The following is an 11,836-nucleotide window of genomic DNA, read 5'->3' as shown; positions in this document are numbered from 1 at the left end:
GACTCGAGGGCGCGCAATTTACACCTGATCCCCGTCATCGAATCGGAGAGGCCGGAGAAGCGATGCGTTCGTCCGTGGGTGTGTCACTGGGCACGTGCGGCATCCGCACGGCCCGGACCACCGAAGACGGCACCTGGAGCGACGGCACCCCGTTCGACGACTGGCAGCTCTCCCCCTCCGCCGAGGACGTCGCGCGCGTGGTCCGCGGCATCGTCGATCGGCCCGACGCACCGCAGTCCCTGGGCGTCGCCCACCGCACCCCCGTGGAGCGGGCACAGATTGCCGCCGCCCTGGCCGAGGAGTACGTCTCCGACGTGCACCTCATCGACGAAACCGGCGCGGCACTGGAATACCTGCGGCCCGGACTGCCGTCACACCACCGAACGATCGCACTGTTCGACGCCGGAGACACAGGCGTCGGCATCGACATCGTGGACGTCGAATCCGGCCGCTCCTACGGTTCGACGCGCACCACCGCCATCAGCGGTAGCGCGTTCGACGCTGTCGTCCGCGAGCACATCCTCGGTCTCGGCATCGTGCGACCGCCGCAGTCTCCCGACGAAGAGAGTGCACTGACGGCCTTCTGCCGAGGAATCAAGGAAGCGCTGTCCACGCACCAGACCACCAGCACACCCGACGGGGAGCACGTCCTCCTCGAGCGGCACATCTTCGAGTTGTCGATTGCGCGCTCCACCGAGCAGGCCGCCGCGACGGTACGCCAACTCGGTCTCGAAGCCGAGTTCTATCCCGATGCCGTCGTCGCCATCGGTGGAACCTCCAATGTTCCGTTGGTCCGGGCCACGCTGGAACGCTTTCTGCAGCTGCCGGTCATCGTCCCGGATCGGCCGGAGCTGGTGGTCGCCGGCGGAGCGGCTGTGCACGCCACCCACGTGGACGCGGCCCATGTGCCGCCCCTCGTCTCACACCGACCGGCACTGACCCGGCTGGGAATGATCGCGCTGCCGATCGCGGGCGTCATCGCGGCCATCGGGCTGTTCACCGCTATCGGGTCCAGCGAGGGAGACCAACCGCTGAGTACCCCCGCCAGCGTGGGCGAGCGCGTTTCGCAGACCACATCGCCTGTGGCCGGCACTACGACGACCTCGACGACGGCACCCACACCCGACGTCCCGCCGCCTGCCCCGACGACGACTTCCGCGCCGCCGCCTGCTGCCGACCCGGCACCCTATGTTCAGTACCAACCGCACTACAACCCACCGGTACCTGCGCCGGCACCGACGGTGCCGCTGCCACAGATTCCCGGCGTCCAGATGCCCGTCATCCCACTACCGGTGTTGCCGCGCCTGCCGTTCTGACCGGCCGCGTTCTCGTCCGTCGAGCGGATACGGAAGGATCGTCGCTCATGGCCACCACTGCGCAATGGATCGAAGGCGCGCGACCGCGCACACTCCCGAACGCGATCGCTCCCGTCCTGGTCGGTACCGGTGCAGCCGTGTCCCTGGACGCCGGGGTGTGGTGGAAGGCGCTGCTGGCCTTGATCGTCTCGCTGGCCCTGATCGTCGGCGTCAATTTCGCCAACGACTATTCGGACGGAATCCGCGGCACCGACGACGATCGAGTCGGGCCCTTGCGCCTGGTCGGTTCCAAGGCGGCCTCCGCAGGCGCGGTCAAGAGGGCCGCCATCGGCTGTTTCGCCATCGGAGCCGTGGCCGGATTGGCGTTGGCTGCCACCAGTGCCTGGTGGTTGGTCATCGTAGGCCTGGTCTGCATAGCCGGTGCCTGGTATTACACCGGCGGCTCGAAGCCGTACGGCTACAGCGGATTCGGCGAGATCGCGGTATTCGTGTTCTTCGGACTCGTCGCGGTTCTCGGCACGCAGTTCGTGCAGGCAGAGCAGATAGATTGGGCCGGAGTGTTGGCCGCGGTGGCCGTCGGATCGTTCTCGAGCGCCGTACTCGTCGCCAACAACCTGCGGGACATCCCCACCGATACCGAATCCGGAAAGCTCACGCTTGCAGTGCGATTGGGCGACACCCGCACTCGCTACCTGCATCTCGCATTGCTGGTGGTGCCGTTCGCGATGACGGTGGTTCTGATTGCCCGAACTCCGTGGGCCCTGGTGGGCCTGCTGGCGCTCCCCTTCGCTGCTCGCGCGAACTCCCCGGTACGCAAGGGTGCGCACGGGTTCGAACTGATTCCCGCACTGCGCGATTCGGGCTTGGCGATGCTCGTCTGGGGCGCGAGCACCGGTGTTGCGTTGGCCTTCGCCTAACGCTTGTCGGGCACGAACGCGCCGAGCAGGAAGTTCACGATCGAGATGATGATCGCGCCCCAGAACGCAGCGGCGAATCCCACGATCTCGAGGCCGTAGCCGGTCTGCGACGACAACCAGCCCGTCAACAGCAGCATCAGCGCATTGATCACGAGAGTGAACAGTCCGAGAGTCAGAATCAGCAACGGCAGCGAGAGCAGCTTGACCATCGGCTTGATGAACGCGTTGACGATCGTGAGCACGGCTGCGATACCGAGCAGCACCACGATGTCCCACCCGTCACCGCGACCCGAACTGGTGACGGTGATCCCGTCGACGAATTCCTTGGCGACCCAAATGGCAACAGCGTTGATCACGAGCCGAATCAGAAAGTTCATGGCCGCCATCGTAGGGTTCGCGGCGTCGGGCGGCTACGGCGTCCGAACGAGCAGGACCGTCGATCGCAGTTCATCGAGCGAACAATGCCGCTGCACCAGTTCGGTGAACCATGGATCGGCACCTCGAACCAAACCGAGAAGTACATGTTCGACGCCGATCTTGCGATCGTGTCGTTCGACGGCTTCCTTCAGCGACAGCTTCAATACTTCCTTGGCCGACGGCGCGAACGGTATGTGATTCAGGCCGTCCGCTTGCGCCCCGTCGACGGCGTGCGAACCCAGGGCGGCGTCGACGGTCGTCAGGACGGCGTCCAGGTCGATCCCGAGTGAGCTCAGCGCACGCGCATCCTGAGACTGCGCGTCCGCGCGTACGCCATCGACGGTGAATCCGGCCTCGGCGAGCGCGTTCTTCAGCGGCTCTTCGGCGACCGCGAGCGCACCGAGGAACAGATGGGTGGGCTCGATACGTGGCGAGTGCAGTGCCCGCGCTTGCCCCTGGGCACCCAGCACGACTGCTCTGGCGGACGTGGTGAATCGCTCGAACATGATTGTCTACCTTCCTTTTCCGCCGTGCTTCTTGTGGACCGCCTGCCTACTGACGCCCAGCGAGTCCGCTATCGCCTGCCACGACCATCCCTGATTGCGGGCGGTGCGAACCTGAACGGCTTCCAGCCGCTCGAGCAACCGTCGAAGAGCCGCTACCGCACGCAGCCCCTCCCCCGGATCGGGACTGGCGGCTGCGGCTGCAAGTGCAGTGGCTTCGGTCATGCTCGTCAATGTAGGTTGACAGACCGACTTCTGTCAACCTTGATTGACAGGGGAGTCCGGCAGATCCGGCACAGAGTTCGGGCGGCGCTCAGTGATCCACGGCGATGTCGACGAACACTCGCCCGCGATCGTCGCGAGTCGCCGTCGCGAGGCCTGTGTACCGAACGCCGCCGAGATCGACGTCGACGCGACCGCCGTCGTTCGTGAAGTTTCGCCACCAGTTCTTCTTGTCCGGCATCGCCACCCTGACTTTCAGGTGATCACCTTTCCGGGTGATAGCCAGCGGCAGTGAGATCTTCTTGCCGGACTTTCGGCCGGTGTAGGTCAGGATGCCCATCGACCGTCCGAGCACCCTGTCGAGCACGGGTGCCTTCATCACGACCATGAAAACCCTGTTGAACGCTGCCGCCGACTTCTGAAATGTATTCATCGTGCGCTCCTCCGAGCTCGCTCCCGCACCTGCCCGCGAGCGTAGCCCTCGAGCAGGTCGACCGAGCCGTCACAGCGATGACACACCGTCCTCCATCGACTCGGCGAGAGCGGTCAGGGACTCGAGAACAAGTGTCCGCTGCGCACCCAATGCGTCGAACAGACGTCCGTGAGCATCGAGTTCGCGAGGAAAGACCTCGTCGACAACGCCCTTTCCCCGATCGGTCAGGGTGATCGAAGCAGACCGTCGATCTTCGGCGCTGGGCACTCGATCCACGAATCCGCGGCGTTCGAGTTTGGCGAGTGCCTTGCTCACCCCGGCGCGAGTCATTCCGAGCAACTCCGCCAACCGCACCGCGGTCACCTGCTCGACTGCATAACGAAGGGGCACCATCAACTCCACCTCGGCGACGGAGACATCGGCGGCGGCATATATCGGCTCGACGGCCAGATCGAGCAGCGCGACGATTCGTTTGATCTGGGCCACCACCTGCATCGGCGAAGTGTCCAGTTCCGGATTGAACTCGGTCCACCGTGCGCAGGTCAGCTCGCGGAGCGAGTCATCGGTCATCGTCACCACCAATATTGTTAACCAGTTGACAGTTCTGCTACGTTCGCACTCCAGCCCATCGACTTCGAGGAGTGCTCTTGACATACGACACCGTAGTCGTAGGCGGCGGACCGGCCGGGCTCAGTGCCGCAACCCTTTTGGCGCGGGCACGCCGGCGGGTGATCGTCGTCGACGCCGGAGAGCCGCGCAACGCTCCTGCCGACCATGTTCACAACTTTCTCTCCCGCGACGGTTCCTCACCTGGGGACTTGCGTGAGGCCGGACGCCAGGAGGTTCTCCGGTACGACGGAGAGATACTGCAGGGCAACGTAACTCGAATCGAGAACGGCTTCGAGATTCACCTCGGTGATGGCACGGTCCTGACTTCCCGATCGGTATTGGTGGCCACCGGGCTTCGCGACGAACTACCCGACATCCCCGGCGTCCGAGAGCAGTGGGGTTCGGGGGTTCTGCATTGCCCGTACTGCCACGGCTACGAAGTACGGGATCAGCCCATTGCCGTTGTCGGCGGTCCCAACCGGCCGTTCACGGTCCATCAGGCGTCTTTGATTCGACAGTGGTCGGAGGACGTCGTCTTCTTCACCAACGGCATCGAACTGAGCGACGACGAACGCCTCCGACTCGACGCTCGGTCCGTCGACATCGTCGACGCGCCCGTTGCCCGAGTCGTCGTGCGGGATGGTCGCGTCGTCGGCATCGAGCTGTCCGACGGGACCGTCGTTCCTCGAACAGTCGTGTTCGTCGGCCCGACGTTCGTCCCGAACGACATGCTGCTGACTCCGATCGGATGCTCCCGCCTCGACGACGGCTGGGTCGCTACCGACCCGACCGGACTCACCAGTGTCGACGGCCTGTGGACTGCAGGGAACGTCTCGGATTCTCCCGCCCAGCTGATCAATTCGGCAGCAGCAGGATCGAAGGCAGCGATCGCCATCAATCACTACCTCCTCGAACTCGATGTGACTCGCGCCGTCGGCGCGCTCTGAGGGCCTTCCAACAGGGCCGGGGAATGTGTCGGTGCCCTGGTTTACGCTCGTGGCAACGAGGTCGAATACGTGTTCGATCTTCGGTCGCTGGGGGGTGACATGGGGCTACGAAAAGCGGCGTGGACGACGGACGAACATTCCGCGCTCGCCGACGTTCTGGGCGCGCGTCGGAGGATCAACGCTGCCGTCGCGTCGGAACTCGCCCTCATGGACCACTATGTCCGAAATCGAACGGCATGCGCATCACCGTGGGACACCGGGGTGACCGAGAAAGATCTGTTCAGCTCGGCGATCTGCGAACTGGCGGCGGCTCTGTCATCCACCTTCGCCGCTGTGAACAACAAGCTGCAGATGTGGCGTCAACTGCGCCCTCTCGTGCGTCAGGGTTTCATCGACGGTGCGCTCGACCTGGAGCGAGTCAGGACGATCCACGATCATCTGCTTCATGCTCGGCCGGAGACGGTCGTCGCTCTCGAGCCCGAAATTCTCAAAGCCGCCCGGGAGATGGCTCCGAGCACCTTGGGCCGCGAGATCGACCGACTGCTCATCGAGGCCGACGCCGACTGGGACCGCGCGGTGCGCAAGCGTGCCGCTCGCACCGAGAAGCGAATCCGTCTTCGTCGCCGTGCACGGGGACTGTCGAGCCTGACCACCATGATGACCGACGGCGAAGCCGACGAACAGCTTTCGCGGATCGACGCCGAGGTCACGCGTCTGCACCCGGAGGATCCGCGTTCGGACGACCAGCGTCGAGGCGACGCCCAGACTGCATTGATGCGCAGCGAGGCACTGCTGTGTGAGTGCCCCACATGCCAGGTGTCTCGCGGGGATGCGGCGGATCCGGAGGCCCCTGATACCCACGAGACCGGTGGTCCGAGTCCGGAGACAACCGAGCCCTCGGACACGAATTTCGACGCAACCGGTGAAACATCCAGCGACAGTTCGAGTCCCACTTCGGACACGATGCCACCGGCCGCACCACCACCCGCGCCAGGCACACCGGTGCCCGACACACCGCCGCCCGACACAGTGCCGCCCGACACAGTGTCCCGATCGCGGCCGGGCGGAGGAACGCTGATCGAACGGTGGCGTGGCATCGTCGGGCACGACCCCATCGGCGTCCACGCCTTGTATCCCGACGGCCACGGGGGCATGAAACTCCCGCCTCCGGGTGCACTGAGCTACACGCCCAGTCGATCTCTCGCGGCGCGAGTTCGTGCCGAACAGCCGTACTGCCTCCATCCTGGCTGCAACGTGCCTTCGGAACGATGCGACCTCGACCACATCGTCGAATTCGACCGACAACAACCCGAGAAAGGCGGCTGGACGATTCTCACGAACATCGGTCCGCGCTGCCGGCTCCACCACAACCTCAAAACGCGGAAGCTGTGGCGCACCGAACTACTCCCGGAAGGAGTCCTACATATCGTCGATCCACTCGGAAATCACTACTTCACCCCACCCGCCCTGTGAAAACGAATCACCTAGGGTTGGTTCGGTGAGCACCGCAAATCTGACCCGGACCGAAACTCGCAGGCGATCGCGACACATCGACGGGGTGAAGTATCTCGTCCATCTGGATCTCCTGCGAGCCGAGGACATGGATGTCGATACCTTCGAGACGGTCACGACCATCGAATTCGACGCCACCACCGCAGCGACATGGGTCGACTTCATCGGTGCCGCTGTCGACGAGGTCACCGTCAACGGCACCGACGCTCAGGTCGATTACGACGGCGCTCGCATCCAACTGGTCGGACTCACCGAGCACAACATCGTTCGGATACGTGCACGCGGGCGATACAGCAGGTCGGGGGAAGGACTGCACCGCTTCGTCGACCCGGTAGACGACTGCGTCTACCTCTACACCCAGTACGAGCCGGCCGATGCTCGCCGGGTGTTCGCAAACTTCGAGCAACCGGACCTCAAGGCCTCGTTCACGCTGACGGTCACGGCACCATCGGCGTGGACGGTCTTGTCCAACCGCGCGGGGGTCACCGACGACACAGTCACCACCTTTGCCCCGACCCTGCCCATATCGACCTACATCACCGCGGTTGCGGCCGGCCCGTATCACGGCGTCGAATCATCATGGACGCGAGGCGATCTGACCGTTCCTCTCGGCGCATATTGCCGAGCCTCACTCGCCGAGCATTTCGACGCCGAGGACATCTTCGACATCACGAAGCGGGGCCTGGACTTCTTCCACGACAAGTTCGACTATCCGTACCCGTTCGGTAAGTACGACCAGATCTTCGTCCCCGAGTACAACCTCGGTGCGATGGAGAACCCCGGGCTCGTCACGTTCACCGAATCGTACGTATTCCGTTCGGCGGCAACCGAAGCCCAGTACGAGGCTCGCGCCAACACGATCTTGCACGAGATGGCACACATGTGGTTCGGCGACCTCGTCACGATGCAGTGGTGGGACGATCTGTGGCTCAAGGAGTCGTTCGCGGACTACATGGGTGCGTACGCATCGGCCGAGGCCACCCGATTCACCGATGCCTGGGTCAGTTTCGCGAACCGCCGAAAAGCGTGGGCCTATCTGCAGGATCAACTCCCCACCACTCATCCGATCGTTGCCGACATCACCGATCTCGAGGCCGCCAAGCTCAACTTCGACGGCATCACCTACGCCAAGGGCGCGAGCGTGCTCAAGCAATTGGGGGCATTCGTCGGGGCCGACGCCTTCTTCGCTTCCTCCCGCAACTACTTTCGCACCCATGCCTTCGGTAACACGACTCTGACGGACCTGTTGAGCGAGATGTCCACCGCCAGCGGACGCGATCTCGACACCTGGGCGGCCGCGTGGCTGCAGACCACCGGCGTGTCCACACTGTCCTTTACAGGTGATGCCATCGAGCAGACGGATCCGCGGCCGCACCGCATCGCCGTCGGACTCTACGATCTGAACGAGGACGGGAATCTGACGAGAACCCACCGCCGGGAACTCGACATCACAGAAGCGCGAACACCGGTCGACTTCGAAGATGCCGCACTGGTCCTGCTCAACGACGACGATCTGACCTACGCCAAGATCCGATTCGACGAGCGCTCCACCGCCACCGTGCAGGCTTACCTCGACCGCATCGTCGACCCGCTCGCGCGAGGGCTCGTGTGGTCCGCGCTGTGGAACTCCACCCGGGACGCTGAGCTCTCTGCGCGCGAATACATCGATGTCGCAACCAGATTTGCGCCCAACGAGCCCAAGATCGGCCTTCTCTCCGCGGTGACGGCCAACGTGGCATTCACGCTCGGGCACTATCTCGGTGACGATCGGCGGGACGAACCCACCCGGCAATGGCTGAATGCGTCGTGGACGCAACTGCAGTCGAGCGAACCCGGGAGCGACGCACAGTTGGTGTGGGCGCGTGCGGTCGCATCGACCGCGCAGCTGGACGACCTCCTGGCGGAGGATTTGCGCTCACTGCTCGATGGCACTCGCACCATCGCGGGGCTGCGACTCGATCCTGATCTCCGCTGGGCATTCTGGCTGGCACTCGCCGCCACCGGCCACGCGACTTCCCACGACCTCGATGGCGAACTGGCCTCGGACGACACCCTGTCGGGACGCACCGCTCATACTGCGGCGTCGACGGCGATCCCCGACGCCGCCGTCAAGGCGAGGGCGTGGGCCGCCGTCACCGAACGCGAGGACATCTCCAACGATGTGCTCGACGCCTTCATCACCGGGTTCGGGGCTGGTCACCGACCGGACCTCACTGCGCCCTACGACGACCGATACTTCGAGTCCATCTCGTCGTTGTGGACCTCACGCAGTATCGAGATCGCACGGCGAATCGTCGTTCGCCTCTTTCCGCAGCAATCGTCTACCGACACCGCAGACTCGTGGCTCGCCGACCACGAGTGGGCACCGGCAGCGCTACGGCGCTTGGTGATCGAGCAGCGAGACCACCTGGCCCGGAGTCTGCGAGTCCAGGCCCGGCTAGGGTGACGAACATGGCTGACCACGATGCTCGACGCTCGATCACCACCTCCGTCCTGGCCGCCGGTGGCTTGCTCGGCGGCTTCGCTGTTGCCCGGAAATCGGGCAATCGGCAACTCGGCGGAGCAGTCCTAGCGGCAGTCGGCGTGGCGTGCACAGCGCAGTGGCAGAAATCCTCGGGCTCGGCTCGCGCCGGCGCACTGCTCGGGACCTACCTCGTCGCGTTCGGCGCTTCGCACCCGCTTGCGAAGAAAATCGGTGCGTGGCCGGCTGTCGGCACGGTAGCCGCTGCAACTGCGGTGGCGTCGTTGATTGTGAGCAGGTAGGTCGGCCAACGGGGCCCAGTCAGAATGCCCCGGTACGAATGAACTTTTCGAGAGCGGCGGTCGATTCTTCGAGATTCATGCCCTGGTCCGCGACCCAGGTGTCGTCGAAGTATGTCTGCGAGTACCGATCTCCACCGTCACACAGCAACGTCACCACGCTGCCGCGTCGGCCTGCGGCGATCATCTCCGAGATCAATCCGAAGGCTCCCCAGATGTTGGTGCCCGTCGATCCGCCCACCCGCTTTCCGAGTGCCTCCGAGGTGAATCTCGCGGCGGCGACCGACGCGGCATCGGGAACAGCGATCATTCTGTCGATCACCTGGCCGACGAACGACGGTTCGACGCGCGGTCGTCCGATGCCCTCGATGCGGGAGGACAAGCCGGTCTCGAATCCCGCGTCCCCGGTCTCGTAGCCACCGATGAACGCCGAATTCTCTGGGTCCACCACAGCCAGTTGCGTTGCGTGCCTGCGATATCGGATGTACCGGCCGATCGTGGCGCTGGTTCCACCGGTCCCCGCGCCCACCACCACCCAGTCGGGAATGGGGCATTCCTCCAGCCGGAGTTGATCGAAGATCGACTCCGCGATGTTGTTGTTGCCGCGCCAGTCGGTAGCTCGCTCGGCATGGGTGAACTGGTCCATGTAGTGGCAGTCGGGTTCGGCTGCGAGCCTGTGCGCCTCGGTGTACATCTCGCCCGGCCGATCGACGAAATGGCAACTCCCACCATGAGACTCGATGAGCGCAACCTTGGCCGGGCTGGTGCTGCGCGGCATCACTGCGACGAACTTCAGGCCCAGCAGTCGAGCGAAATATGCCTCACTGACGGCGGTGGAGCCCGACGATGCCTCGATCACCGTCGTACGCTCGGTGACCCACCCGTTGCAGATCGCATAGAGGAACAGCGACCGAGCCAGCCGATGCTTCAAGCTGCCGGTGATGTGCGTGGACTCGTCTTTGAGGTAGAGCGAAATCCCCCACGCTGCAGGAAGGGGGTAACGCAACAGGTGCGTGTCGGCGCTGCGCTGCGAATCGGCCTCGATCAGCCGGACGGCATTGTCGACCCAGGTCCGTGATCCCGAGTGATCGACCGATGAAGTCACTTCTTGCCGTCTTCACCGCGCAGTTTCGACTGCAGGTCCGCACGCGCGGTGCGCCGGTCCTCGTCGACTGCCGCGATGGATTCATTGACGCGGATCCGCATCTTCTTGAACAGGAGCAGCGACAGAGGCAATGAGATGAGCACAGCGAAAATCGCGGCGACGAGAACCGGAACCTCCACGCCGAACAGTAAACCGACGCCCACGATGACGGCAGCGATCACGATGACGAGGGCCAGTCGCGCAAAGGTGTAGACGCCGAGGTTCACGGCGAGGGACTTCTTGGCCGACCTACCCGGGACGACATTTCCGCTGGTCGGTTCGCTACTGTCGGCATTCGTCGCTTCACTCACGGCCTCCAGGTTACCGGTCTCACCGGGCATTCCGACCCGCCCCCGCAGTGACCGATTTGTCCATTACCTCCCCTTTACCAACCTTGTATCAGTCGAGTACCTAGGGGTTCGAGTGCAACCATGGGTTCCGAACGCAGCAGACCGATATCTCCGGTTCGACGCAAATGCACCGAACCGCATCGTAGGAGGACACGACAGATGAGCGCACCCACATTCCAGAAGGCTCAGGACTCACTGCTCACGCCGGGTCAGGTAGCCGCGCTTTTTCACGTCGACCCCAAGACCGTGACTCGCTGGGCACACGCCGGACGCCTCGGATCGCTCCGCACTCCCGGTGGACACCGTCGGTTCCGTGAGACCGAGGTCATGCAGCTGCTGACCTCTCTGACGACCGAAGCCGGCGTACACCACTGAATCGGACGCGATACCGAAGTACCCGCAGACTCCGCACCCGCACGAACTCATCGAACATTCTCAGGAATCTTCGACCCTCGACGGGTGCGGAGGTTGTTGCATCGCGGCTACCCTCGTAGTAGGAGGTGCGTCGTGATCTATCTATTGGCGTTGATCGGCTTGGTGGCAGTGGTGGTTCTGTTCTGGAAGGCCTTCGGACCCAGCGCAGGTGCTGCACCCACCCGCACAGTCGGACCAGATGACGATCCCGATTTTCTGTGGCGAATCAATCGTGAAGCTCGCCGCGGCGGGAAAGACGGAACCGAGGCCGGCACCGAACCGACCGAGTAGG

The 11,836-nt window shown here is 64.1% G+C and carries 15 protein-coding genes; 8 read left to right on the top strand and 7 right to left on the bottom strand.

Features of this window, described 5'->3' with window-relative positions; translation table 11 throughout:
- Positions 1-62 precede the first annotated feature (62 nt).
- Together CH305_RS14355 and CH305_RS14350 are read left to right on the top strand one after the other, a co-directional pair.
- Complete coding sequence (locus tag CH305_RS14355) at positions 63-1,316, top strand: Hsp70 family protein (RefSeq protein WP_094704038.1); 1,254 nt, start codon at positions 63-65, stop codon at positions 1,314-1,316.
- 47 nt (positions 1,317-1,363) lie between these two features.
- Positions 1,364-2,233: a 1,4-dihydroxy-2-naphthoate polyprenyltransferase gene (locus tag CH305_RS14350; RefSeq protein WP_037153715.1), complete on the top strand. Its 870-nt coding sequence runs from the start codon at positions 1,364-1,366 to the stop codon at positions 2,231-2,233.
- Here CH305_RS14350 and CH305_RS14345 read toward each other — a convergent pair.
- The 5 genes from CH305_RS14345 to CH305_RS14325 form a co-directional block, all read right to left on the bottom strand.
- Positions 2,230-2,610: a phage holin family protein gene (locus CH305_RS14345; RefSeq protein ID WP_032380413.1), complete on the bottom strand. Its 381-nt coding sequence runs from the start codon at positions 2,608-2,610 to the stop codon at positions 2,230-2,232. The genes CH305_RS14350 and CH305_RS14345 overlap by 4 nt on opposite strands.
- Before the next feature lie 33 nt (positions 2,611-2,643).
- Entirely contained in the window at positions 2,644-3,156 is a 513-nt protein-coding gene (locus tag CH305_RS14340) for a Clp protease N-terminal domain-containing protein (protein ID WP_094704037.1), read from the bottom strand.
- 6 nt (positions 3,157-3,162) lie between these two features.
- On the bottom strand, positions 3,163-3,378 hold the full coding sequence (locus CH305_RS14335) for a helix-turn-helix domain-containing protein (protein WP_032401893.1): 216 nt from the start codon (positions 3,376-3,378) through the stop codon (positions 3,163-3,165).
- A gap of 88 nt (positions 3,379-3,466) precedes the next feature.
- The gene (locus tag CH305_RS14330; RefSeq protein WP_037153719.1) at positions 3,467-3,808 is read right to left on the bottom strand and encodes a nitroreductase/quinone reductase family protein; all 342 of its coding nucleotides are present in this window, start codon (positions 3,806-3,808) and stop codon (positions 3,467-3,469) included.
- A 69-nt stretch (positions 3,809-3,877) separates the two neighbouring features.
- On the bottom strand, positions 3,878-4,378 hold the full coding sequence (locus tag CH305_RS14325) for a MarR family winged helix-turn-helix transcriptional regulator (protein WP_052058693.1): 501 nt from the start codon (positions 4,376-4,378) through the stop codon (positions 3,878-3,880).
- 77 nt (positions 4,379-4,455) lie between these two features.
- On the opposite strand from CH305_RS14325, the gene CH305_RS14320 reads away from it, so the two are divergent.
- From CH305_RS14320 to CH305_RS14305, 4 genes are all read left to right on the top strand, one after another.
- Positions 4,456-5,364 carry an NAD(P)/FAD-dependent oxidoreductase gene (locus tag CH305_RS14320; protein ID WP_094704160.1) on the top strand — a complete coding sequence of 303 codons (909 nt, stop codon included), beginning with the start codon at positions 4,456-4,458 and terminating at the stop codon, positions 5,362-5,364.
- 69 nt (positions 5,365-5,433) lie between these two features.
- Positions 5,434-6,837, top strand: a complete 1,404-nt coding sequence (locus CH305_RS14315; protein WP_094704036.1) for an HNH endonuclease signature motif containing protein — start codon at positions 5,434-5,436, stop codon at positions 6,835-6,837.
- A gap of 25 nt (positions 6,838-6,862) precedes the next feature.
- Positions 6,863-9,322 (top strand): aminopeptidase N, encoded by a 2,460-nt coding sequence (gene pepN / locus CH305_RS14310; RefSeq protein WP_094704035.1) that lies wholly within the window; start codon positions 6,863-6,865, stop codon positions 9,320-9,322.
- A 5-nt stretch (positions 9,323-9,327) separates the two neighbouring features.
- Complete coding sequence (locus CH305_RS14305; protein ID WP_094704034.1) at positions 9,328-9,639, top strand: hypothetical protein; 312 nt, start codon at positions 9,328-9,330, stop codon at positions 9,637-9,639.
- 19 nt (positions 9,640-9,658) lie between these two features.
- Here CH305_RS14305 and CH305_RS14300 read toward each other — a convergent pair whose 3' ends face one another.
- Complete coding sequence (locus tag CH305_RS14300; protein ID WP_094704033.1) at positions 9,659-10,741, bottom strand: PLP-dependent cysteine synthase family protein; 1,083 nt, start codon at positions 10,739-10,741, stop codon at positions 9,659-9,661.
- Positions 10,738-11,121, bottom strand: coding sequence for a DUF4229 domain-containing protein (locus CH305_RS14295; RefSeq protein ID WP_080734516.1), 384 nt, complete (start codon positions 11,119-11,121; stop codon positions 10,738-10,740). Before CH305_RS14295 ends, CH305_RS14300 begins: the two co-directional genes overlap by 4 nt.
- Before the next feature lie 168 nt (positions 11,122-11,289).
- Here CH305_RS14295 and CH305_RS14290 point away from each other — a divergent pair, with 168 nt between their 5' ends.
- Positions 11,290-11,505 carry a BldC family transcriptional regulator gene (locus CH305_RS14290; protein ID WP_032380406.1) on the top strand — a complete coding sequence of 72 codons (216 nt, stop codon included), beginning with the start codon at positions 11,290-11,292 and terminating at the stop codon, positions 11,503-11,505.
- Between the two features lie 132 nt (positions 11,506-11,637).
- Positions 11,638-11,835, top strand: a complete 198-nt coding sequence (locus CH305_RS14285) for a hypothetical protein (protein ID WP_032380405.1) — start codon at positions 11,638-11,640, stop codon at positions 11,833-11,835.
- Position 11,836: the final 1 nt, after the last annotated feature.

Source organism: Rhodococcus sp. 15-649-2-2, from assembly GCF_002258645.1.
In the GTDB taxonomy this organism is placed as follows: domain Bacteria; phylum Actinomycetota; class Actinomycetes; order Mycobacteriales; family Mycobacteriaceae; genus Rhodococcoides.
This window is presented reverse-complemented; position numbering and strand designations above follow the sequence as displayed.

Bases quoted from the DNA above. Each gene is read 5' to 3' on its own strand.
- CH305_RS14335 (WP_032401893.1), bottom strand. From the start codon at position 3,378: ATGACCGAAGCCACTGCACTTGCAGCCGCAGCCGCCAGTCCCGATCCG.
- CH305_RS14345 (WP_032380413.1), bottom strand. From the start codon at position 2,610: ATGAACTTTCTGATTCGGCTCGTGATCAACGCTGTTGCCATTTGGGTC.
- CH305_RS14330 (WP_037153719.1), bottom strand. From the start codon at position 3,808: ATGAATACATTTCAGAAGTCGGCGGCAGCGTTCAACAGGGTTTTCATG.
- CH305_RS14355 (WP_094704038.1), top strand. From the start codon at position 63: ATGCGTTCGTCCGTGGGTGTGTCACTGGGCACGTGCGGCATCCGCACG.
- CH305_RS14290 (WP_032380406.1), top strand. From the start codon at position 11,290: ATGAGCGCACCCACATTCCAGAAGGCTCAGGACTCACTGCTCACGCCG.
- CH305_RS14325 (WP_052058693.1), bottom strand. From the start codon at position 4,378: ATGACCGATGACTCGCTCCGCGAGCTGACCTGCGCACGGTGGACCGAG.
- CH305_RS14340 (WP_094704037.1), bottom strand. From the start codon at position 3,156: ATGTTCGAGCGATTCACCACGTCCGCCAGAGCAGTCGTGCTGGGTGCC.
- CH305_RS14350 (WP_037153715.1), top strand. From the start codon at position 1,364: ATGGCCACCACTGCGCAATGGATCGAAGGCGCGCGACCGCGCACACTC.
- CH305_RS14305 (WP_094704034.1), top strand. From the start codon at position 9,328: ATGGCTGACCACGATGCTCGACGCTCGATCACCACCTCCGTCCTGGCC.
- CH305_RS14295 (WP_080734516.1), bottom strand. From the start codon at position 11,121: ATGCCCGGTGAGACCGGTAACCTGGAGGCCGTGAGTGAAGCGACGAAT.